At 72.9% G+C, this 21731-nt stretch carries 21 protein-coding genes and 1 pseudogene; 9 read left to right on the forward strand and 13 right to left on the reverse strand.

The window, feature by feature from the left end; genetic code table 11:
- The first annotated feature begins 218 nt into the window (after positions 1 to 218).
- Both BLU82_RS09860 and BLU82_RS09865 read left to right on the forward strand, forming a co-directional pair.
- Positions 219 to 896: a HEAT repeat domain-containing protein gene (locus tag BLU82_RS09860; RefSeq protein WP_092625657.1), complete on the forward strand. Its 678-nt coding sequence runs from the start codon at positions 219 to 221 to the stop codon at positions 894 to 896.
- Positions 883 to 1902, forward strand: a complete 1020-nt coding sequence (locus BLU82_RS09865) for a HEAT repeat domain-containing protein (protein WP_092619151.1) — start codon at positions 883 to 885, stop codon at positions 1900 to 1902. The genes BLU82_RS09860 and BLU82_RS09865 overlap by 14 nt, the downstream gene beginning before the upstream one ends.
- Before the next feature lie 3 nt (positions 1903 to 1905).
- Here BLU82_RS09865 and BLU82_RS09870 read toward each other — a convergent pair whose 3' ends face one another.
- Positions 1906 to 2643 carry a DJ-1/PfpI family protein gene (locus tag BLU82_RS09870; protein ID WP_092619154.1) on the reverse strand — a complete coding sequence of 246 codons (738 nt, stop codon included), beginning with the start codon at positions 2641 to 2643 and terminating at the stop codon, positions 1906 to 1908.
- 396 nt (positions 2644 to 3039) lie between these two features.
- Between BLU82_RS09870 and BLU82_RS09875 the strand changes: the two genes are divergently transcribed.
- Complete coding sequence (locus tag BLU82_RS09875) at positions 3040 to 5190, forward strand: DEAD/DEAH box helicase (protein WP_092619158.1); 2151 nt, start codon at positions 3040 to 3042, stop codon at positions 5188 to 5190.
- Positions 5191 to 5241: 51 nt separating this feature from the next.
- Here BLU82_RS09875 and BLU82_RS09880 read toward each other — a convergent pair whose 3' ends face one another.
- From BLU82_RS09880 to BLU82_RS09900, 5 genes and pseudogenes are all read right to left on the reverse strand, one after another.
- Positions 5242 to 5565, reverse strand: a complete 324-nt coding sequence (locus tag BLU82_RS09880) for a hypothetical protein (protein WP_157740775.1) — start codon at positions 5563 to 5565, stop codon at positions 5242 to 5244.
- 72 nt (positions 5566 to 5637) lie between these two features.
- Positions 5638 to 6495: a lysyl oxidase family protein gene (locus BLU82_RS09885; RefSeq protein ID WP_092619164.1), complete on the reverse strand. Its 858-nt coding sequence runs from the start codon at positions 6493 to 6495 to the stop codon at positions 5638 to 5640.
- A 67-nt stretch (positions 6496 to 6562) separates the two neighbouring features.
- Positions 6563 to 7213, reverse strand: coding sequence for a PIG-L deacetylase family protein (locus BLU82_RS09890; protein WP_092619167.1), 651 nt, complete (start codon positions 7211 to 7213; stop codon positions 6563 to 6565).
- A gap of 94 nt (positions 7214 to 7307) precedes the next feature.
- Positions 7308 to 7844, reverse strand: a pseudogene (locus BLU82_RS36285) (nucleosidase); the annotation flags it as partial.
- Positions 7841 to 8683, reverse strand: a complete 843-nt coding sequence (locus BLU82_RS09900; protein ID WP_092619170.1) for an SDR family NAD(P)-dependent oxidoreductase — start codon at positions 8681 to 8683, stop codon at positions 7841 to 7843. The gene BLU82_RS09900 and the pseudogene BLU82_RS36285, both read right to left, overlap by 4 nt.
- Before the next feature lie 44 nt (positions 8684 to 8727).
- On the opposite strand from BLU82_RS09900, the gene BLU82_RS09905 reads away from it, so the two are divergent.
- The gene (locus BLU82_RS09905; protein WP_092619172.1) at positions 8728 to 9345 is read left to right on the forward strand and encodes a uridine kinase; all 618 of its coding nucleotides are present in this window, start codon (positions 8728 to 8730) and stop codon (positions 9343 to 9345) included.
- Here the strand turns inward: BLU82_RS09905 and BLU82_RS09910 are convergent.
- The 4 genes from BLU82_RS09910 to BLU82_RS09925 all read right to left on the reverse strand — a co-directional run bounded on the left by BLU82_RS09910 (position 9338) and on the right by BLU82_RS09925 (position 14977).
- On the reverse strand, positions 9338 to 11161 hold the full coding sequence (locus BLU82_RS09910) for an ABC transporter ATP-binding protein (protein ID WP_092619175.1): 1824 nt from the start codon (positions 11159 to 11161) through the stop codon (positions 9338 to 9340). The two genes, BLU82_RS09905 and BLU82_RS09910, sit on opposite strands and share 8 nt — an antisense overlap.
- Positions 11161 to 12948 (reverse strand): ABC transporter ATP-binding protein, encoded by a 1788-nt coding sequence (locus BLU82_RS09915; protein ID WP_092619178.1) that lies wholly within the window; start codon positions 12946 to 12948, stop codon positions 11161 to 11163. The genes BLU82_RS09910 and BLU82_RS09915 overlap by 1 nt, the downstream gene beginning before the upstream one ends.
- A gap of 62 nt (positions 12949 to 13010) precedes the next feature.
- Complete coding sequence (locus tag BLU82_RS09920) at positions 13011 to 14489, reverse strand: glutamate-cysteine ligase family protein (RefSeq protein ID WP_092619181.1); 1479 nt, start codon at positions 14487 to 14489, stop codon at positions 13011 to 13013.
- Positions 14490 to 14563: 74 nt separating this feature from the next.
- A complete protein-coding gene (locus tag BLU82_RS09925) occupies positions 14564 to 14977 on the reverse strand; it encodes a hypothetical protein (RefSeq protein WP_092619184.1) in 414 nt (137 codons plus the stop codon).
- Positions 14978 to 15077: 100 nt separating this feature from the next.
- Between BLU82_RS09925 and BLU82_RS09930 the strand changes: the two genes are divergently transcribed.
- A complete protein-coding gene (locus BLU82_RS09930; RefSeq protein ID WP_197682844.1) occupies positions 15078 to 16139 on the forward strand; it encodes a DUF4037 domain-containing protein in 1062 nt (353 codons plus the stop codon).
- On the opposite strand, the gene BLU82_RS09935 is transcribed toward BLU82_RS09930, so the two are convergent.
- The 3 genes from BLU82_RS09935 to BLU82_RS09945 form a co-directional block, all read right to left on the reverse strand.
- Positions 16117 to 16536 carry a VOC family protein gene (locus BLU82_RS09935; RefSeq protein ID WP_092619190.1) on the reverse strand — a complete coding sequence of 140 codons (420 nt, stop codon included), beginning with the start codon at positions 16534 to 16536 and terminating at the stop codon, positions 16117 to 16119. The two genes, BLU82_RS09930 and BLU82_RS09935, sit on opposite strands and share 23 nt — an antisense overlap.
- A 103-nt stretch (positions 16537 to 16639) precedes the next feature.
- Positions 16640 to 18202 carry a DHA2 family efflux MFS transporter permease subunit gene (locus BLU82_RS09940; protein ID WP_092619193.1) on the reverse strand — a complete coding sequence of 521 codons (1563 nt, stop codon included), beginning with the start codon at positions 18200 to 18202 and terminating at the stop codon, positions 16640 to 16642.
- Entirely contained in the window at positions 18199 to 18663 is a 465-nt protein-coding gene (locus BLU82_RS09945; RefSeq protein ID WP_092619196.1) for a MarR family winged helix-turn-helix transcriptional regulator, read from the reverse strand. Before BLU82_RS09945 ends, BLU82_RS09940 begins: the two co-directional genes overlap by 4 nt.
- Positions 18664 to 18891: 228 nt before the next feature.
- Here BLU82_RS09945 and BLU82_RS09950 point away from each other — a divergent pair, with 228 nt between their 5' ends.
- From BLU82_RS09950 to BLU82_RS09965, 4 genes are read left to right on the forward strand one after another with little or no spacing between them, the layout of a single operon-like run.
- Positions 18892 to 19494: a CDP-alcohol phosphatidyltransferase family protein gene (locus tag BLU82_RS09950; RefSeq protein WP_197682845.1), complete on the forward strand. Its 603-nt coding sequence runs from the start codon at positions 18892 to 18894 to the stop codon at positions 19492 to 19494.
- A 56-nt stretch (positions 19495 to 19550) separates the two neighbouring features.
- Positions 19551 to 20408 (forward strand): DUF881 domain-containing protein, encoded by an 858-nt coding sequence (locus BLU82_RS09955; RefSeq protein ID WP_157740777.1) that lies wholly within the window; start codon positions 19551 to 19553, stop codon positions 20406 to 20408.
- Positions 20405 to 20737 (forward strand): small basic family protein, encoded by a 333-nt coding sequence (locus BLU82_RS09960; RefSeq protein ID WP_069114798.1) that lies wholly within the window; start codon positions 20405 to 20407, stop codon positions 20735 to 20737. The genes BLU82_RS09955 and BLU82_RS09960 overlap by 4 nt, the downstream gene beginning before the upstream one ends.
- Positions 20730 to 21707, forward strand: a complete 978-nt coding sequence (locus BLU82_RS09965; RefSeq protein ID WP_092619205.1) for a DUF881 domain-containing protein — start codon at positions 20730 to 20732, stop codon at positions 21705 to 21707. Before BLU82_RS09960 ends, BLU82_RS09965 begins: the two co-directional genes overlap by 8 nt.
- The last annotated feature ends 24 nt before the right edge of the window (positions 21708 to 21731 follow it).

Raw genomic sequence — 21731 nt, forward strand, 5'->3', positions numbered from 1 at the left:
CCACGCGCCGGGAACGTGGTCATCGAGGAGCAGTCGGTGACCGGCCACGACGACATCATCGAGCGGCCGGCCGCGGAGGCCGTCCCGCTGTTCTGGCGTTTCATGATCGAGAAGTTCGGGATCGCACCCGAGCGCCGTTGACGCATGGTCGCGAGCCGCGCTTCCACTTGACCTTGACACAGTGAGAAGCCGTCCACTGGGTCGAGGAGGTGGTCGTGATGACCGTGGCGCGGCAGAGCGCTGGAGTGGTGGAGGCGCTGGCGCACCCGCGCGCGTCGGTGCGGTTGCGGGCGGCGCTCGAGGCGGGCAGCCGGCCCGACCCGGACTATGTGCGGACGCTCGTGGAGCGGTGCGCCGTGGAGCCGGACTTCTACGTGCGCGACATGCTGACGTGGGCGCTGACCCGGCACCCGGCGGGCGCCACCGTGCCGCGGCTGGTCGAGGAGCTGGGCTCCGACGTCGCGCAGGGGCGGAGCCAGGCGCTGCACACGCTGTCCAAGATCGGCGACGGGAGGGCGTGGCGGGCGATCACCCGGTCGCTGCTGTCCGACACCGACGAGGAGGTGGCGCGCAGCGCCTGGCGGGCCGCCGTCGTGCTGGTGCCGGACGGGGAGAGGGGAGCGCTGGCCGCGCAACTGGCCACGCAGCTCGGACGGGGTGGGCGGGACCTGCAGCTGAGCCTGAGCCGGGCGCTGATCGCGCTCGGCGACGCGGCGCCGCCGGTGCTGGCCGCGGCGAGGCGGAACCCGGCGCCCGAAGTGCGCGCGCACGCCATCGCCACCGAGCGGCTGTGGCACGATCCGGACACGGGCTTCGAGGCGGCGATCGACGAGGCGAAGCGGGTCGTCGCGCTGGGTCCGGAGAGGGAGGAGGCCCTGAGGCGTGCTGATCGGTGAGGTGGCCCGCAGGTCCGGCGTCAGCGCGCGCATGCTCCGGCACTACGACGCGCTGGGGCTGGTGCGGCCGACGGGGCGGAGCGTGGGCGGGTACCGGGAGTACTCCGGCGACGACATCCGGCGCATCCTGCACGTCGAGAGCCTCCGCTCGCTGGGCCTGACCCTGCGCGAGGTCGGCCGCGCGCTGGACGACCCGGAGTTCGACCCGTCCGGCATCGTCGACGAGCTGATCCGGCAGACGGAGGAGCGCATCGGGCGCGAGCGGGAGCTGCTCACGCGGCTGCGCCACCTCGACGCCGCCGAGCCGGCCGACTGGGATGCGGCGCTGGGGGTCGTCGCGTTGCTGCAGGGCCTGGGCTCCGAGAGCGCGCGTGTCCGCCAGCGCGCCGCCCTGGCCGCGGCCGGCGGCACGACGACCACCGGGGCGGCCGCGCCGGTCGAACTGCTGGTCGAGGCGGCGCTCGCCGAGACGGACCCCAACGTCGCCGGCGCGCTGCGGTGGGCGCTGCGCCGATCCGGCGGCGACGGCCTCACCGAGCTGGCCGCCGGGCTCACCTCGGCCGACGCCGACGTGCGTCGGCGCGCCGTCGCGCTGATCGCGCAGATCCCGGACGACGAGGCGACGGCCCTGCTCGGTGACGCGCTCGCCGACCCCGACGTCGCCGTGCGCAGGTCCGCCGCGCTGGCGCTCGGCGCGCGGGGCGTGGCCGACGCGGTCCCGACGCTGGTCGCCATGGTGGTCGACGGCGTGAACGACGTCGACGCCGCGGACGCGCTGGGCGCGCTGGCGCAGGACGGCGACCTGGCCGACCGCATCGCCGCCGACCTCGTCGCCCAGCTCGACGACGCCACGACCCCGGTGCGGCAGCGCATCGTGCAGGCGCTGGCCGACCTCCCCGGCGACGCGGCCACCAGCGCGCTCGCGGACCTCGCCCGCAGCGACGAGCGGTCGATCGCCCTGACCGCGGCCTACGTCCTGCGGCAGCGTGAAGGACGCACCGAGTAGGACTCAGCGGCGGTCGTGCGGCGGCACCACCGGCGGCGGCGCCCCCTGCGGCGGGCCGACCGGCCCGAGGTCGAGCGGGCCGAGGTCGTCGAGGGCGCGGTCGAGCGGGCCGAGCTCGGGCGGCGCGGGATCGTGGCCGCGGACCGCGCCGCCGAGGCGGGCCCAGAGGCCGCGGTGACGGGGCCGCCGGGCGCGGCGCTGCTCGCGAGCCGTGACGGCGCTGGCGTTGATCTGGGCGACGAGGTCGGCGCCGCCGTAGGCGCGCGCGACCACGAGCGCGGCGTGGAACGCCGTCGGGCCACCCGAGCAGGTGATGACGCGGCCGTTGACGACCAGGCGGTCGTGGGAGGCGTGCGCGCCGTAGTGCTCGAGCAGCGGGCCGGCCAGCCAGTGCGTCGCCACGGTGGCGTCGTCGAGCAGGCCGGCCGCCGCCAGCAGCGCGGACCCGGTCGAGCTCGCCAGCAGCCAGCGCGGCGACACCCGGCGCAGCCAGGCGGCGAGCTCGGGCTGCCGGTCGGTGCCGACGCCACCGGGGACGGCGACGACGGCGGGCGCGTTGACCTCGTCGAGGGTGGCGTCGATGGTCTGGACGCCGCCCGGTCCGGCCACCTGGCCGCGGGCGGTGCCGACGGTGACGGTGCGGAAGTCGGGCAACTGGGACAGCACGAAGCGGAAGATCTCGGCCTCGTCGGCGGAGACTCCCTGATACGCGATGATCGCGGTGGTCGAGCTGGCTTCCATGGGCGGACTCCTCGCCAACTTCCCAGTCTAGTCGCGCCGCGCCGGGAACAACCGACGGGGCCGAACGGCTGCAATGAGGAGAAAATGCGGCAACGCGCACGCGAACCGGGGCCCATCGGGCCGTCACGCGTTAGACTCGGCGTGAAGCCGCCCCGGCAGGTGGGGAGCCCGCGGAACGGGATCTCCCAGCTGCGACGGGGACGCGAGTGTCCGGCGCAGGCCGGACGTGCTCGTGTCGGCAGGGCGTTCGAGCCTGCCGAGCCAAGGGGGGCCGGGTCACACCATGGGACGGTGACCCGGCGTCGTCCAGCACAGGCGTCCCCGAACCGGGACGAGAGCGGTGCCACGTCCCGGTGACCACGGCTCCACATCGTGGCCACTCCAGAGGAGGAGCACTTGGCGAGAGACGCCAGGCGCCGTCCCGGCGCCAGCCGGACGGCGAACCGGTCGCGGCGACGCGGCGGCCGGGCACAGGAGAACGAAGGCATCATGTCGGTGCTCGCGCGCGCCGTGCGCGAGGTCGAGGGCAGCGTCCAGCGCGGCTCGATCAAGCCGTCCGTACGTACGAAGTTCCAGGTCATCGCCCTGCTGGCGCGCGAAGAGCGGGCCCAGGTGAAGGCCGACGAGTCGCGCAGCGAGGCCTACCGCGCCGAGCAGCTGAAGCGGCTCGACGGCATCGCGACCATCCTCGCGAAGGTCGCCGTGCGCGATGCGTCGCTGCTGGGCCTGCTGGCCGAGGACGCGCCGGTCAGCGATGCGGCCCGGGCGCTGCGGCGCGAGATGCTGGTCGCCGCGGGCCGCGAACCGGCCGAGGACGAGGTGCCGGTCGCGGCGCCGACGGCGTCCGCCGTCACCGCGCCGAAGCGGCGGGTGGTGCCACAAGCGGTGATCTCGCGGCAGCTGGCCAACCCGTTCCTCGCCCCCGACTACGAGGCCGTCGCCGCGGCCCGTCCAGCGCAGAAGAGCGCGACGCGGCCCCGGCGGCTGGTGAACTGGGAGCTGATCGGGCCGCTGCTCAGCTCGTTCGAGAACGCCACCGACGGCACGACCGCCTCCATGGCGCTGCCCGACGCCGTGCCCGTCCGGCTGCCCGACGGCCTCGAGCTGATGCCGCACCAGGCCCGCCTGGTCGCCGCCGCCGAGGACGGGCACCGGACCTTCCTGCTCGCCGACGAGCCCGGCCTGGGCAAGACGGCGCAGGCGCTGCTGGCCGCGCAGGCCGCGAACGCCTTCCCGCTGCTCGTCGTCGTCCCGAACGTGGTCAAGACGAACTGGGCGCGCGAGGCCGGCCTGTGGACGCCCGCCCACCCGGCGACGGTCATCCACGGCGACGGCGACACCATCGACGGGTTCGCCGACATCATCGTCGTCAACTACGAGGTGCTCGACCGCCACGTCGGCTGGCTCGGCGACCTCGGCTTCCGCGGCATGGTCGTCGACGAGGCGCACTTCATCAAGAACAAGAAGTCGCAGCGCTCGCAGCACGTCCTGCAGCTGTCCGAGCAGCTGCGCTCGCGCGCCGTCCGCCCGCTGCTCATGGCGCTGACCGGCACGCCGCTGATCAACGACATCGACGACTTCCGCGCCATCTGGCAGTTCCTCGGCTGGATCGACGACCGCAAGCCCGGCTCCGAGCTGATGGAGGCGCTGGAGGAGACCGGCCTGACGCCCGTCGACCCCGGGTTCTCGTCGGCCGCCCGCGGCTGCGTCATCGACCTCGGCATCGTCCGCCGCCGCAAGGCCGACGTCGCCGCCGACATCCCTGCCCGCCGGGTCGCCGACCTCCCGGTCGAGCTCGACGACGCCGCCGGCCGGTCCATCCGCGCGGCCGAGCGCGAGCTGGCCGACCGCCTCGTCGCCCGCTACCACGCCGCCCTCGAGGCGCGCGGCGACGGCGCCACCACCGCGGGGTTCGACGCCGACCTCATCCGCCGCGTCGCCGGGGCGGAGCTGGCCGACAAGTCGGCGAAGACCGGCGAGAACGTGTTCAGCATGATCCGCCGCATCGGCCAGGCCAAGGCCGGGCTGGCCGCCGACTACGCCGCCCAGCTGGCCCACAGCGTCGGCAAGGTCGTCTTCTTCGCCAAGCACATCGACGTCATGGACGCGGCCGAGGCGCTGTTCGCCGAGCGCGGCCTGCGCTACTCGTCGATCCGCGGCGAGCAGACCACGCGCAAGCGGCAGCAGAACATCGACGCGTTCGTCAACGACCCCGACGTCGCGGTCGCGGTCTGCTCGCTGACGGCGGCCGGCGTCGGCATCAACCTGCAGGTCGCGTCCAACCTCGTGCTGGCCGAGCTGTCCTGGTCGGCGGCCGAGCAGACCCAGGCCATCGACCGCGTCCACCGCATCGGCCAGGCCGAGCCGGTGACGGCGTGGCGCATCATCGCCGCCCAGACCGTCGACACCCGCATCGCGGAGCTGATCGACGGCAAGGCGGGGCTGGCCGCCCGGGCGCTCGACGGCTCGGACGAGGAGATCTCGTCGGCGGCGGACATCCAGCTGGAGGCGCTGGTCGCGCTGCTCACCGACGCGCTGACGGCGTAAGGGGGACGAGCGGCCCGGCTGCGGCCGGGTGCCCGATGGCCGTCCTTCCGTTCAGTCCTTCTTGACGTCCCCGCACGAGAAGTCGGAGAGCACGAGCCGTCCCGGAAGGTCGGTGCTGGCCGTGACGAGAGCGCCCTCGGACTCGACGATGAAGTGCTGGGTGTTCTTGTTGACCTGGGACGCGCCGACGACCCAGTTGGTGCCGTCGGAGAACGACGCCGTGAGCGTGCCGGCGGCGGCGCCGCCGGTCTGGTTGTTGACGAAGTGGTAGGTGCCGACCGAGCCCTCCGGACACGACTGTCCGTCGCCGTTGGAGAGCGTGGCCGCCACCACCGGTGTCGCCATGGCCACCGAGATCAGAGTCGTGAGACCCATGACCGCGACTGACTTGCGCATGATGGAACCCCCCTGTTCCGCGCCACGACCCCCCGTCGTGGCTGGTGAGGGTCAGTGTGGCACTGGCTGGCCGGTCGCGCCAGACTCCGGCGGGGCCGAGTCGCCCTGCGGCTGCGGCCCGACACCGGCGACCACCGCGGCGCGGGCGCCCGCGGCGGTCGTCGAGAGCTCGAGATCGACCCAGGTCAGGTTGTTGTCCTTGGTCGTCTCGGTGAAGTGCCCGCCCTCGTCGGCCTCGGCCCACAGCCGGTACCGGCCGTCCGGCACGTCGGAGACGTCGATGCTCTGCCCGGGCAGGTTCCATTCGTAGGTGTCGCCCCAGCCCGGGGACAGGCCCATCGACAACCTGAGCGCGTCCTCGGGCTGGCAGCCGCCGCGCTCGAAGAAGGCGTCGTCGGGCCCCATGCCGTCGAGCTCGCGGCCGAAGTCGTAGATGCAGAACCCGACCTTGGCGTCGGTGAGCCCGGGCCCGGGCCGCGGCGTTCCGGTGTCGTCGATGCCGACCATCCGGTAGCTGACCACCCGCCGGACGTGCCAGTGGTCGTGCCCGTCGCCGCCCCACTCGACCTCGGCGCCGGTGCGCACCTGGTCGAACCCGCCGCCGGCGTGGCGGACGGCCTGCGTGACGACCCAGGGGTCGTCGACCGAGGGCCGGTCGACGACGAGCCAGAACTCACCGGCGCCGACGTTGACGAGCACCGAACTGAACTCCAGCTGCCAGCCGTCACCGGTGTCCTTGGTGTGGACGTCGACCGGCGGCTCGGGGAAGAAGTCGGGCAGCACGGGCTCGCCCGTCGGCGTGCCGGACGGCACCGGCAGCGGCGACTGCGCGGCGTGCTGGTGTTCACCGCCGCACGCGGCCACCAGCAGGGAGAACGCCGCCAGGAGGACGACCGGCCGAAGGCTCACGGCCCGATGATGGCAGATCGGGTGCGCTCCGGCGGCGGATCCGTGCCGCCGATCCGGCGGCGCGCGGTCACACGTTCCGCGCGAACACCGGGGTGGCGGTGCGCTCGGACCGCAGCACGACCAGCCGCTCGGTGCGGTCCTGGCCGCGCTGCCAGCGCCGGCGCAGCGGGTCGTCGGCGGCGAGGCCGGTGTGGCAGGCGGTGGCCGCGCGCTGCCGTTCGCGGTCGACGTCGACGACGAGCACCTGGCGGCCGCGGAAGGCGTCGCCCGGCCGCAGCGTCCAGGCGTAGAGCGTGCTGCCCTGCCTCGTCGCCGCACGGTAGGCCGCCCGCATCGCGCGGACGTGGTCGGGGTGGGCGTCGTCGGCGGTCGCGTCGACGGTGAGCATGGCGTCGGCGCCCTGGTGCGCCGCGAGGATCTCGTCGGCCAGCGTGTCCAGGCTGGTCAGCGCCAGCGTGCCGGGCGCGTGGTCGAGCAGTGTGACGTCGTCGGCGCCGAGGTGGCGGGTGGCGCGGCCGAGGTCGCGGGCGCGGTCGAGGCGGCGCCGCGGCCGTGGATCGGGCGCGCGGCCGTGCGTGAGGCAGACGATGTGGACGGACGTCCGGGCGCCGGCGAACGCGGCGATGACGCCGCCCAGCGCGAACGTCGCGTCGTAGGGATGCGCGCACACCACGACGAGGGTGCGGACGGCCGGCACCGGCCTCACATAGGTGCTCATACCTCAGCATCGGGCCGCCCGATTCACCCCCATAGGCCGGAAAGGCCCTCGATCGAGGGACCATCGTCCCAAGGCAGTTCAGCCGGCCAGCTCCCGCCGCCAGCCAGGCGCCCAGCACCCGGGCGCTCGCGTCGACCACCGACGGCCAGTCCAGCGCGGACTCGTCCGCGGCGTCGGAGACGTGCTTGACCAGCCGCACCGGCACGCCGAGCCGGCGGCACGCGTACGCGACCGCGTAGCCCTCCATGTCGACGAGGTCGGCCCGCCGGGCGAGGGCGTCGCGCACGCCGGGATCGGCGACGAACCGGTCGCCGGTCGCGAGCGTGACGTCGTCGCCGCCGGGCAGCTCGATCAGCTCCTCCGGGTCGAACCCGAGGGCCCGGATCAGCGCCGCGTCGAGGTCGTGGTTGAGCACCCGCCGGGGCGTGAACAGGCCGGTCAGCCCGGGGCGCAGCGCGCCGGCGGTGCCGATGTTGACGACGACGAGGTCGCCCGGCGCCCGCCCGGCCAGTGCCAGCGTCGTCGCCGTGGCGGCGGCCGTCTTGCCGATGCCGGTGACGACGACCGGCAGCCCGGCGGGCACGTACCGGGCCTCGGCCTCGGTCGCGCTGATGATCAGGTGGCCGGTCACGCGGTCGCGGCCGGCAGGACCGGGGCCAGCGCCCGCCGGGTGAGCTGGTCGAGCAGCTCCTGCGCGACGGAGTCGAGCGCGATGGGGTTCGGCGTGGCCGGGCGCCGCTCGTCGTAGTAGGTGCCGTTGTCGCCGCCGGCCCGGGCAATGGCGAGCAGGTTGCCGGCCGCGTGCTCCGGGGTGTCGCCACCGATGGAGAACATCGCGTGCAGCAGCGGCGTCGCGATGACGCCCGGGTGCGCGCTGACGACGTCGACGGTCGGCCGCGGCCGGTGCCCGGCGAGCCGGCAGCTCCACGTGACCAGCGCCAGCTTCGACCGCGCGTACGCCGACGCGGGGGAGTAGCCCGGCCCGGCCAGCTCGAGGTCGTCCAGCCGCAGCTCCGCCGAGAAGTGCGTGGCCGACGCGACGTTGACGATGCGCCCGGCGCGCCCCGCGCCGACCGCGTCGAGCAGCAACGTCGTCAGCGCGACCGGCGCGAGGTAGTTGGTCTGCCACGTCGCCTCGTGGCCGTCGGCGGTCAGCGTGCGGGTGCGCGGGCCGGGCCGCGCGGCGTTGTTCACCAGCAGGTCGACGCCCTCGGGGCAGGCCGCGCGCACCGCCGACGCCAGCGCCGCGACGTCGTCCAGCACGCCGTAGTCGGCCGCCAGGTACACGACCTCGCCGGCCCGCCCGACGGCGGCGGACAGTTCGCCGACCAGCGTGGTCGCCTCGCCGGGCGGCTGCGGGCCGTGCACGACCAGTCGCCGCGGCCGCAGCGCGGCCAGCTCCAGCGCCGTCGCCCGCCCGATGCCCGACGTCGCGCCGGTCAGCACGATCGTCGATCCGGTCAGCCGCATGCGGTCACAGTAGGGCACGGGCCGGACGGTGGCAGCATGGCCGGATGCGCGTGCAGCCGGTGACCGAGGACGTGCTGGTCACGCGCGTCGTCGAGCGGGTCCTCGCCACCGGCGCCCGGCGCATGGTGGTGGACGGTCACCCGGCGGCGCGGCCGGAGCGGCTGGCCGACGCGCTGGGCGAACCCTTGCGGGCGGCTGGCCGCCCGGTGGCGCGCGTCCGCGTCCGCGACTTCCTGCGGCCGCGATCGCTGCGGCTGGAGCATGGCGCGCACGACCCCGACTCGCTGCTGGACGGGTGGATCGACACCGGCGCGCTGAACCGTGAGGTGCTGACGGCCGTCGGGCCCGGCGGAGCCGGCCGCTACCTGCCGACGCTGCGCGACCCGGACACCGACCGCTCGACCCGGGCGCCGTACGTCGAGGCGCCGCCCGGGCTGGTCGTCGTGCTGGACGGCGCGCTGACGCTGGGTCGCGGGCTGGACCTGGACCTCACCGTTCACCTCGCGCTGCGTCCGGCGACGCTGCGCCGGGTGACCGCGCCGGCGGATGCCTGGACGCTGCCCGCGTACGAGCGCTACGCCGCCGAGTCCGGCCCGGAGGCCGTCGCCGACATCGTGGTGCGGGCCGACGACCCGCGGCACCTGGCGGTGGTCGTCAGCTGACCTCGACCCCGACGAAGCCGGTGCCGGGCCGGTAGTCGGGGGACTGGTGCCGGAAGTAGGTGTTGTAGACGTCGCAGTAGGCGCCGCCGGCCCGCAGCAGGGAGTCGTGGGTGCCCTCTTCGACGATGCCGCCCTCGCGCATGACGATGATGCGGTCGGCGTGCTCGATGGTGGACAGCCGGTGCGCGATGACGATGGACGTGCGCCCGGCCAGTGCGACGTCGAGGCCCTCGGAGATCTGCGCCTCGGTGAGGGGGTCGACGCTGGCGGTGGCTTCGTCGAGGATGACGATGGCGGGGTCCTGCAGCAGCAGCCGGGCCAGCGCCACCAGCTGCCGCTGGCCCATCGACAGCGCCGAGCCGTGCTCACCGACCTCGGTGGCGAGGCCGTCGGGCAGGGCGTCGAGCCAGTCGCCGCCGGCCACCGTTGCGGCCGCCGCGCGGACGTCGTCGTCGGAGGCGCCGGGACGGGGGTAGCGGATGTTGTCGGCGACGGTGCCGGAGAACAGGAACGGCGACTGCGGCACGACGCCCAGCTGGTGGCGGTACGACGTCAGCTCGACGGTGCGGATGTCGGTGCCGTCGATGAGGATCTGCCCGCCCTGGAACTCGTAGAACCGCACCAGCAGCCGGCCGATGGTCGACTTGCCGGCGCCGGTGTGCCCGACCAGCGCGATGGTCTCGCCGGCCGCGATGGTGAGGTCGAAGCCGTCGAGCACCGGGTGCTCCGGCGCGTACCCGAACCGGACCGAGCGGAACTCGATGCGCCCGCTCAGCCGTCCGACCGGCCTGGGGTCGCGCTGCACCACCAGCGGCTCGGCGTCGATCAGCGCGAACACCCGCTCGGACGCCGACAGTCCCTGCTGGAACTGCGACCAGAACGACGCGATGGACGTCAGCGGCAGCCAGAACAGCGCGACGCTCTGCAGGAACAGGTACCAGTCACCGGCCGAGATGTCGCCGTCGAGCACCCGCCCGCCGCCGACCTGCACCAGCATGACGGTGGCCAACCCGGCCACCGCGAACAGCGCCGGGAAGATCGCCCCGAACACGAAGCCCTGCTTGAGCGTGACCCGGTAGTTCTGCCCGTTGATCGGCTGGAACTCGCCGTAGATGGTGTGCTCCTGGCGGAAGTTCTTCGCCACGGAGATGCCGCCCATCGTCTCTTGCAACGTGGCGTTGACCTTGGCGAGCGAGCGCTGCTGGTGCCGTGTGGTCTCGCGGGCGATGCGCCGGAACCCCAGCGCCATGGCGACGATGACCGGCACGACCGCCATGACCAGCAGCGCCAGCCCGACGTTGCGGGTGAAGAGCAGCACCGTGATGAGCCCGACCATGAGCACCTGGCTGATGAGGTTCAGCGTCAGCGTGACGACGGTGGCGAAGTCCTCGGTGTCGGACGTGACCCGGCTGACCACCTTGCCCGAGGAGTGCTCGTCGTAGAAGGACATGTCGCGGTCGAGGACAGCGTCGAAGGCGTCCTCGCGCAGGCCGAGCACGACGTCGCCGACCACCGTGGCGGTGTACCAGCGCTGCACGAAGTTGAACACCCAGCCCAGCACGCCGGTGACCAGCACCGCCGACACCAGGGCCACGACCAGGCCGGTGGTGCGGTCGGCGACGAGGCGGTCGAGGCCCTCGCTGACGACGATGGGGAACGCCGCCTGCATGAGCGCCTGCAGCACGATGGCGACGGCGATGAACGCCATGACCCGCGTCTTGGGCCGGAAGTAGCGCAGGATGCGGCGCAGCAGCTCGCGGTCGCCGTACGTGCGGTCGTACGCCTCGGCGTCGAGGCCGTTCATGATGAAGGCCATCAGCCGCTCACCTCGTCGTAGTGGGCGAAGATGCGCCGGTAGAGCGCGCAGCGGCCGAGCAGTTCGTCGTGCGTGCCTTCGTCGACCAGCCGGCCGCGCTGCAGCAGCAGGACCTTGTCGGCCCAGCGGATCTGCGACAGCCGGTGCGTGATGAGCAGCGTCGTGCGGCCCTCGAGGACGCGCTGGATGGCCCGCTGGATCTCGTCCTCGGTGGCGCTGTCGATGGCGCTGGTGGAGTCGTCGAGCACCAGGATGGCGGGGTCGGTGAGCAGTGCCCGGGCGATGGCCAGCCGTTGCCGCTGCCCGCCGGAGAGCGTGACGCCGCGCTCGCCGATGACGGTGTCGTAGCCGTCGTCGAGGGCGGTGACGAACTCGTGCGCCTGGGCGTCCTTCGCCGCGCGGACGACGTCGTCGCGGTGGGCCTGCTGGCCGAGGCTGAACGCGATGTTCTCGTGCACCGAGCGGGAGAACAGCACGATGTCCTGCTCGATGGTGGAGATCTGCGAGCGCAGGGAGTCGAGGTTCCAGGTGCGGACGTCGGCGTCGTCGACCAGGACCCGGCCGGAGCCGGTGTCGTAGATGCGGTTGACCAGCTTCGTCAGCGTGGTCTTGCCGGAGCCGGTCTCGCCGACGACGGCGACGGTCTGGCCCGGCTCGATGCGGAACGACAGGTTCTCGAGTACCGGCTGGCCGCCGTAGCCGAACGTGACGTCCTGGAACTCGATGGCGCCGCGCATGGGCGCGACGTGGCCGGCCTCGTTGTGGTCGAGCTCGGTCTCTTCGCGCATGAGCGCCAGCAGCCGGTTCGCGCTGGCGATGCCGTTCTGCACCAGCGAGAAGGAGAAGATCGAGATGAACGCCGGGAAGCCGAGCAGGCCGAGCAGCCCGATGTAGGTGATCAGCCCGCCGACGCTCAGCTCGCCGGCGTCGAGCAGCCACAGCCCGTGCAGCAGGCCGCCGGCCGTCGCGACCGCCAGCAGCAGGGTGGGCAGGTAGCGGGCCTGGATGAGGCCCTGCTGGACGTAGGCGTCGCGGTAGCGGCGGGCGTTGCGGCCGAACTTGGCCAGTTCCTGCTTCTCCTGGCCGGTGGCCTTGACCACCTCGATGCCGCGGATGGTCTCGTTCAGCCCCGCGTTCAGGGTGCCGTAGTTCTCGCGCAGCTGCGCCGACACCGGCGCCAGCCGGCGCATGAACCGGCGGATCGACCACACGAACGCGACCGCGAAGATCAGCGGCGCCACCAGCAGCCGGGGGTCGAGGAACGCGATGAAGACGATCGGGACGATGCCCTGCGACAGGGAGTCGACGAGGAGGTCGATGCCCGGGCTGAACATGGTGCCGAGCTGCCGGACGTCGTTGGCGCCGCGGGCCATGAGGTCGCCGACCCGCTGCCGGTTGTGGAACGTCTGGCTCTTGCCCAGCAGGCTGACGTACAGCTCGTCGCGGGTGTCGCGCTCGATGCGCTTGGCCAGCACCTCGGTGCACAGCCGGGCCACGAAGTCGAGCACCGACCGCCCGACGACCACCACCAGCAGCGTGACGACGATGGCCGTGAGCGCCGCCTGCCGGTCGGCGGAGTCGTCGAGCACCGCGTCGAAGGCGTCGCCGACCAGCCCCGGCACCATGGAATTGAGCACCACCATGGCGACCGAGCCGACGAGGAAGCCGGCGAGGTGCCACGGGTTGCGCAGCTGGTGCGACACGATCCACCGCACCGGGCCGCGCCGGTCGTACTCCGGCTGCCCGGCGACGGTGAACTCGGTGCGCGTCGCGGTGGTGAGTGTCATGGTGCTGGAAGTTCTAACACGCGGCACCGACAGAGCTCATCCGGTTAATCGGGGGTGCGGGCTCAGTCGACGGCCCAGGTGTGGACCGGCTCGTTGCTGTGCATGTGCTCGACGTAGGAGCCGAGCATGCCGCGCAGCGCGTCGTGGCGTTCGGCGGAGGTGCCGTCGAAGCGGCGGCGGAACGCGGCGACCTGCCAGTCGGCGCCGTTGCGGTGCTCGGCACAGCGCCGCTCGACGATGCCGAGCAGCCGCTCTTGCTCGGCGGTGTCGACGCCCCACTCGCGCAGGCCGTCGTAGGCGAGCGGCAGCAGCCGCCGCAGCACCAGCTCGGCGACCGGGACGTGCCCCAGGCCCGGCCAGTACACCTGGGCGTCGAGGCCCTCGCGGGCGCAGGCGTGGAAGTTCTCCTCCGCCGCGCTGAACGACATCTGCGTCCACACCGGGCGGTCCTCGGCGGCCAGCCGCCGCACCAGCCCGTAGTAGAACGCGCCGTTGGCCAGCGTGTCGGCGACCGTCGGCCCGGCCGGCAGGACGCGGTTCTCGACCCGCAGGTGCGCGCGGTCGCGGACGACGTCGTACACGGGCCGGTTCCAGCGGTAGATGGTGCCGTTGTGCAGCCGCAGTTCGGCCAGCTCAGGGGTGTCGCCGCGGTCGAGCACCGCGATCGGGTCCTCGTCGGCGACGATCGGCAGCAGCGAGGGGAAGTACCGCACGTTCTCCTCGAACAGGTCGAAGATCGACGTGATCCACCGCTCGCCGAACCACACCCGCGGCCGCACGCCCTGCGCCTTGAGCTCCTCGCTGCGGGTGTCGGTGGCCTGCTCGAACAGCGCGACGCGGGTCTCGGCCCACAGCTGCTTGCCGAGCAGGAACGGCGAGTTCGCGCCGACGGCGATCTGGACGCCCGCGACGGCCTGGGCGGCGTTCCAGACGGCGGGGAACTGCTCAGGGCTGACCTGCAGGTGGAACTGCGTGCTCGTGCAGGCCGCCTCGGGGAGGATGGTGTCGCACGAGACGCGCAGCCGCTCGGCGCCGTCGATGGCGAGGTGCAGGTCCTCGCCGCGGGCGGCCAGGATCTGGTCGTTCAGCAGCTCGTAGCGCGGGTTCACCGACAGTGCCTGCCCGGACAGGTGCTCCTGTCGCAGCGTCGGCAGGATGCCGATCATCGCCAGGTGTGCCCCGACGGCGCCCGCCTTCTGCTCGGCGGCGTTCAGGCTGGCCCGGACGTCGTCCTCGAACGCGGTGACGCCGCTGCCGTCGAGCTCGCGCGGCGCGAGGTTGATCTCCAGGTTCCACTGGCCCAGCTCGGTCTGGAAGGCGGGGTCCGCGATGGCCGCCAGCGCCTCGGCGTTGCGCATGGCCGGGTCGTGGTGGTCGTCGACGAGGTTCAGCTCGATCTCCAGCCCGGTCAGCGGCCGGTCGAACTCGAACTGGGCCTCGCGGAGCATGCGCTCGAAGGCGTCGAGGCACCGGCGGACCTTGGCGCGGTACTGCGTGCGGTCCGCCCGGGTGAACTCCTGCCGGCCGACGTCCTCGCCCATGTGACCTCCAGCGGCTCGTCAGCTCAGTCTTACCCCAGATACCGGGGTTTGGAGCACCCGCCGGGCGGCCGCGGTCAGGACGTCGACCAGCGGCCGTACTCGGCCGGCCGGCGCAGCATGGCCAGCCACATCAGCGGCAGCATGACGACGTGCTCGGCGATCAGCAGGACGTCCGGGCCGAACAGGCCGAGCCAGTGCAGCGGGGCGAGGACGGCGACCGGCGCGATCATGACGGCGGCCATCTCCAGCGACGCCGGCCAGCCGTGGCCGCGGATCCGCATCCAGAGGACCATCGCGACGGACATGTCGACGGCCATGAGGACGGCGCCGACGCCGGGGTCGGCGGGCGACTCCAGCCCGGCGGCCGAGCGCAGCATCGGACCGACGATCATGCCGGCGACCATCGCCGCCAGCATCTCGAGGTAGTGGCGGACGAACGCGCGCCGCCCGCGGCCGTGGTGGGTGTGTGCGCTGTGGGTGAGTGTCATACCAGCAGCGTCGGGCCGATCCGCGCACGGTCGTAGATGCGCGTCGTCACGTCTTGGCCGTGCGGATCGCACGGTCCGGCCGTGCACTACCGTGGCGGTCGTGTTCGTACCCGGGCTGGACCTCGCCGAGGCCTTCTACCGCGAGGTGCTGGCGCCGCTGACCGGCGAGCCGCACGCGGCCGCGCTGCTCGGCGAGGGGTCTGAGGTGCTCGGCTTCGACACCGAGCGGTCGACCGACCACGAGTGGGGGCCGCGGGCGCAGGTCTTCGTCCTGGCCGAGCGGGTCGAGGCGGTACGGGCCCGCGTCGCCGCCGGCCTGCCGGCCGAGTTCCGTGGTCACCCGACGGCCTGGTTCTCGCTGGCCAGCGGCGGCGTCGACCACCACGTCGAGGTCATCACGGCCGGGGAGTGGCTGACGGCGGCGCTCGGGCGGCCGCTCGACGGCCTCGACACCGCCGCCTGGCTGGCGCTGCCGCAGCAGCGGCTGCTGCACGTCACCGCCGGCCGGGTGTTCCACGACGACCTCGGGGAGCTGACGGCGGCCCGCGCGGCGCTGGCCTGGTACCCCGACGACGTGTGGCGCTGGATGGTCGCCGTCCAGTGGCACCTGATCGGCAACACCGAGCCGCTGCGGGCCCGCTGCCGCGAACTCGGCGACGCCCGGGGCGCGGCGCTGCTGACCGCCCGGCTGGCCGGGCTGGCGATGGAACTGGCGTTCCTGCTGGAGCGGCGCTACCGGCCCTACGACAAGTGGTTCGGGACGGCGTTCGCCCGGCTCGACGCGGCCGCCGTCGTCGGGCCGTTGCTGGACGCCGCCCTGGCGGGCGGTCCCGGCGGCGCCGACCCGCTCCTCGCGGCGCTGGCCGAGCTGGGTCGCCGGCACGACGCGGCCGCCGTCAGCGCTCCCGTCGGACCCGCGGCCGGCGACTTCGACGTCGGCATCAACGGCGCCGTCCGGCCGTATCGGGTGAGCAACGCCGGCGCCTACGTCCGCGCGACGCTGGCCGCCGTCGCCGACCCGGCGCTGCGCGCGCTGCTGCCGGTCGGCGCGCTCGACCAGCTCACCCACGGCGACGACACCCTGGTGACGTTCTCGGGCTGGCCCGGCCGCCTGGCCGAGGCCTACCGCGCCGAGCTGGCTACTGCGGCGGAGCCCCGGTGATGTTGACCAGCCAGGCGACGCCGAAGCGGTCGGTGCACATGCCGAAGGCGTCGCCCCACGGCGCCGTCTGCAGCGGCTCGGTGACGGTGCCGCCGTCGGCCAGCTTCTCCCAGTAGCCGCGCAGGGTGGGCTCGTCGTCGCCGCTGAGCGAGATCGAGACGTTGCCGCCGGGGGAGTGCTCCATGGCGTTCGGGGTGTCGGCGGCCATCAGGACCAGGCCGTTCTCGGCCTCCAGCTGGCCGTGCATGATCTTGCCCGCCTCGGCCGGGTCGTCGCCGGCGCCGAAGTCGGCGAACGTGCTGAGCTGCAGCTCGCCGCCGAAGACGGACCGGTAGAACTCCAGTGCCTGCCGGGCGTTGTCGCGGAACCCGATGTACGGGTTGAGGCGCGTACTCATGACCGTCCTCCTCGTCGAGACACACCTTCCGGTTCGACACTAGACCCGAACGTGGGAAGGCCCCGCCCGGCGAGCGCCGGACGGGGCCATCTCGAGTGGTGCGTCAGTGCAGCATGACCGGCGGCGCCTGGTCGACGTCGCCCTCGCCCTCGCCCTCCGCGCGCGGGTCGGTGCGCAGCTCCTGCTTGCTCCGCGGCAGGAAGAACGCAGGGATGAGGCAGATCACGACCAGCACGACGCCCACCAGGAAGGTGTCGCCGAACGCGTGCGCGAGCCCCGTCTGCCCGGCCGCCATGACCTCCGGCGGCACCTGGGCGGGGTCGACCACGCCGGTGACGACGCCGTTGTAGGCGGTGGTGGCGTCGTTGCTCAGGATGTGGTTGGTCAGGATGACCGACATGACGGCGGTGCCGATGGAGCCGCCGGTCTGCTGCACGATGTTCATCAGCGTCGACCCGCGGGCCACCTCGCCGTGGGTGAGGCTGGCCAGCGCGGCCGTCATGATCGGCATCATCGTCATGCCCATGCCGAGGCCCATGACGAACAGCGAGCCCAGCAGCAGCGAGTACGGCGTGTCGGCCTCGAGCTGGGTGAACGTCCCCATGCCCAGCGCGATGAGCACGATGCCGCCGAGCACCAGCTTGCCGGGTCCGATCTTGTCGGTGAGCCGGCCGGCGATCGGCATGGTGATCATGGCGCCGAGGCCCTGCGGCGCCATCAGAACGCCGGCCATCAGCGTACTCTCGCCGCGGACCTGCAGGAAGTAGCTCGGGAACAGCAGGCCGGCGCCCATGAACGCGACGATGAACAGCGACATCGTCACCACGGCGATGGTGAGGTGCCGGTTGAGGAACAGGTGCAGGTCGATCAGCGGGTGGTCCTTGCGCAGCGCGTGGAAGACGAACGCGACCACCAGGATCAGGCCGATGATGGCCGGGACCAGCACCTCGGCGTTGTTGACGGTGCCGTGCTCCGGGATGGACGACACACCGTAGAGGAACGCCGCCAGGCCGGGAGAGAGCAGTGCCATGCCGACGAAGTCGAACGTCTCGGACGGCTGCGGCTGGTCCTTCGGCAGCACCCGGAACGCGGCGATGAAGGCGAAGATGCCGATGGGCAGGTTGATCAGGAAGATCCAGTGCCAGGACGCGACGTCGATCAGCCAGCCGCCCAGGATCGGGCCGCCGATCGGGCCGAGCAGCATCGGGATGCCCAGCACGGCCATGACGCGGCCGATGCGGTCGGGGCCGGCGGCGCGGGTCATGATCGTCATGCCCAGCGGCATCAGCATGCCGCCGCCGAGGCCCTGCAGGATGCGGGCGCCGATGAGCGGGCCGATGTCCCAGGCCATGCTGCACAGCACGGAGCCGAGCACGAACAGGACGAGCGACGTCAGGTAGAGCCGCTTGGTGCCGAACCGGTCCGCGGCCCAGCCGGTGATGGGGATGACCGCGGCCAGGGCGAGGGTGTACGCCGTCATCGTCCACGCGACGGTGGCGTAGCTGGCGCCGAACTCGGACTGGAAGGTCGGCAGCGCGACGCTGACGACCGTGACGTCGAGGATCGACATTATGGCGCCGAGCACCACCACACCGGCGACCTTCAGGACGCCGCGATCGAGCTTGTCGTCGGACCCGGTGTCGGGGGGTCCGGCCGGTGCACTCATGAGAGTTGTTCCTCCAGGCGAGATGGTGCGGATGGTTCGACGATCGGAGCGAGCGCGGCCGCGAGCCGGTCGCGGTCGGCCGGGTCCAGGGACCGGGCGAAGGCCCGCACGGCGTTGTGGCGGGCGTCGTCGATCTCGGTCATGATCGCCTGGCCGGCGCCGGACAGCGAGACCAGCCGGACGCGGCGGTCCTGCGGGTCCTCACGCCGTTCGACGAGGCCGTGGGCGACCAGGCGGTCGACGTTGCGACCCGCCGTGGCCAGGGTGAGGTCGAGCCGGTCGGCCAGCTCGTTGATCGGCAGTGCCCCGGCGTGCTGGCCGAGCAGGATGAGGCAGCGGAACTGCGAGATGGAGAGATCCAGCTCGACCATGGACCGCAGGTCGGAGTCGGCCTTGGTGCACGCCAGCCGCTGGAGGAACGCCTCCAGGGCGGTGGCGAGCTCGAGCTCGGAGGCGGGCACCCGAGAATACTAACGCACCTGCAACCATTGCGGGTGTGAGAGCGATCACGCCCATGCGTCCCCCGGTCCCCGTCCACGCGAGCAAGCATGACCCCGCGGGACTCCGTCGCGCATCGCATTTTTCCGGCCCCTCCTTCGGCCCCCGTACATCCGAGACGTACGACCCCGCCGGATTGTGACGCGTACGCTTGGCCCAGCCGGGCCGCGATCGACGGGGGAGGACCTGCTGTGAAGGCGCAGGAGACGGCGGTGCAGACCGACCGGGTGTTCACGATCCCGAACATCCTGTCGTTCCTGCGGCTGCTGGGCGTGCCGGTGTTCCTCTGGCTGGTGCTGGTGAAGGAGGCCGACACCCTCGCGATCATCCTGCTCGCGGTCTCGGGGTTCACCGACTACCTCGACGGCTACCTGGCGCGGCGCTGGAACCAGATCAGCCGCGTCGGCCAGCTGCTCGACCCGCTCGCCGACCGCCTCTACATCCTCACCACCATCGTCGCGCTGACGCTGCGCGACATCATCCCGCTCTGGTTCACGATCCTGCTGGTCGCCCGCGACGTGTACATGACGGGCATCGTCGCGCTGCTGCGCGCCCGCCGCGGCATCACCGGGCTGCCCGTCCACTTCCTCGGCAAGTCCGCCACCGCCTGCCTGCTGTACGCGTTCCCGCTGCTGCTGTGGGGCGACGGCGACGGCACGCTGCCCATGCTGGCCCGGGTGTTCGGCTGGGCGTTCGTCATCTGGGGCGTGGCGCTGTACTGGTGGGCCGCGGTCCTCTACACCGAACAGACCCGCAAGGTGCTCGCCACCCCGGCCGCCGGCCGGAATTCCTGAGCGGCCGGCACGGATGTCTGAGTGGAACGTCGTGACGTGCGTGCGAGCATAGGATCGTGGTGACAGGGCAGGCTCCCCGGGTCCGTCCGCTGCGGCGGCCGGACGAGTCGATGTCGCTGCTCAACGACCTGTTCGCGAAACCGCTCGACCCCGGCTACGAGGACGCCGCGGCGCGTCGCCGGGCCGCGGGCGAGCGGCCGACGTCGAAGGGCACCTGGCGCTCGCCGGCGCTCGCGATCGGGCTCGTCGCGCTCGGCCTGTTGCTGACCATGTCGGTGTTGCAGGTGCGCAACACCGCTAGTGTTGTCTCTTCGGAGCGGCAGGGGCTCATCGAGCAGATCCACAACGAGGACGAGCGCGTCAGCCGGCTGCAGGGCGAGGTCGGCTCCCTGGAGTCCGAGATCGGGCGGCTGGAGAGCGACCTCCTGCAGAACTCCGCGGCCGGGCAGCAGACGCGGGAGGAAGTCGAGAGCTTGCAGGCGACAACGGGGGCGATTGCCGTGACGGGGCCAGGGGTGGTGGTCACGGTCGACGACGCCGAGGAGCAGAGCGCCGAGAACGGCACCGACCGCGTGCTCGACCTCGACCTGCGCCAGGTGGTGAACGGGCTCTGGTCGGCCGGAGCCGAGGCCGTCGCCATCAACGGCCAGCGCATCACCCCGCTGACGGCCATCCGGTCCGCGCAGAACGTCATCCAGATCAACTACCGGCCCATGAACGCGCCGTACGAGGTCTCCGCCATCGGCGACCCTCGCACGCTGGCCCGCGACTTCGGCGACGGCAGCGGCGGCCAGTGGCTGCGCGACGTCGCCTCCAAGAGCGGCATCCAGTACGACGTCGACTCCGAGGAGTCGCTGACGCTGCCCGCCGGCAACACGCCGCTCGCCTACGCGGTACCGGGGGAGGGCTCGTGATCCCACTCGCCGGGCTCCTCGTCGGCATCCTGGCCGGCCTCGTCTTCGACGTGTCGGTGCCGCTGGAACTGCAGCCCTACCTGCCCATCGCCATCGTCGCCGCGCTCGACGCGGTGTTCGGCGGCATCCGGGCGGTCATCGAGGGCATCTTCAACGACAAGGTGTTCGTCGTCTCGTTCATCGCCAACGTGCTGATCGCCGCGTTCATCGTGTTCCTCGGCGACCAGCTCGGCGTCGGCTCGCAGCTGTCGACGGCGGTGATCGTCGTGCTGGGCATCCGCATCTTCACCAACGTCGCGACGATCAGACGGCACATCTTCCATGCCTGACCCCACGCCCGGCCCCGACGACACCGGCCTCGACGGCGCGGCCGCTCCGGCCTCCGCGACCTCGCCGACCTCGCCGGCCTCTCCGGCCGAGCCGGTGGAGACGCCGGAGCCCGTCGAGCCGCCGGAGCGCGCCGACGAGACGGCCGAGCCCGACCCGCCCGCTGCGCCGCAGCCGTTCGTCCCGGGCACCGGCCGGTTCACCCCGGCGGCGCCGTCAGGCACCAAGCGGCTCTGGAACGCCGTCCGGCAGCGCCCCGACGGCGGCCAGGTGCTGGTGGCGGTGCTGGTCGCGCTGCTCGGCTTCGGCGCCGTCCTGCAGGTGCGGGCCGACGACGACGACGCGCTCGCCAACGCCCGCCGCGACGACCTCGTGCAGATCCTCGACGGCCTGCGCCGCCAGGCCGACCGCCTCGACGACCACGTCGCCGAGCTGGAGTCCGACCGCCGCGACCTCGTCAGCGGCGCCGACACCGAGGCCGCCGCGCTGGAGCAGGCCGAGGAACGGGCCCGCAGCACCGGCGTGCTGGCCGGCACCATCGCGGCCAGCGGGCCCGGCATCATCATGACGATCAGCGACCCCGACCACGACGTCAACGCCTACACCATGCTGCGCGCGATCAACGAGCTGCGGGTGGCCGGCGCCGAGGCCATCCAGATGCGCGGCGGCGGCAACGACGCCGCCGTCCGGGTGGTCGCCAGCACCTCGTTCGAGAACCCGAGCAGCGACGTTCTCACCGTCGGCGGGGTGGAGCTCGAGCCGCCGTACGAGATCGTCGCCATCGGTGAGCCGGGCGAACTGAGCGGCTCGATGATGTTCGCCAACGGCGTCGTCGCCAGCATCGAGGGCGACGACGAGGGCGGCGCGCAGGCCACCGTCGACGAGTACGACGACCTCACCGTCGACGTGTTGCACGAGCCGCAGGCGCCTCAGTACGCTCGCCCGGCGCCCGAGGACGGCGACGACGAATGACCCCCAACAGATGCCCTCGAGGAG

It is taken from the genome of Jiangella sp. DSM 45060, from assembly GCF_900105175.1.
In the GTDB taxonomy this organism is placed as follows: Bacteria; Actinomycetota; Actinomycetes; order Jiangellales; family Jiangellaceae; genus Jiangella.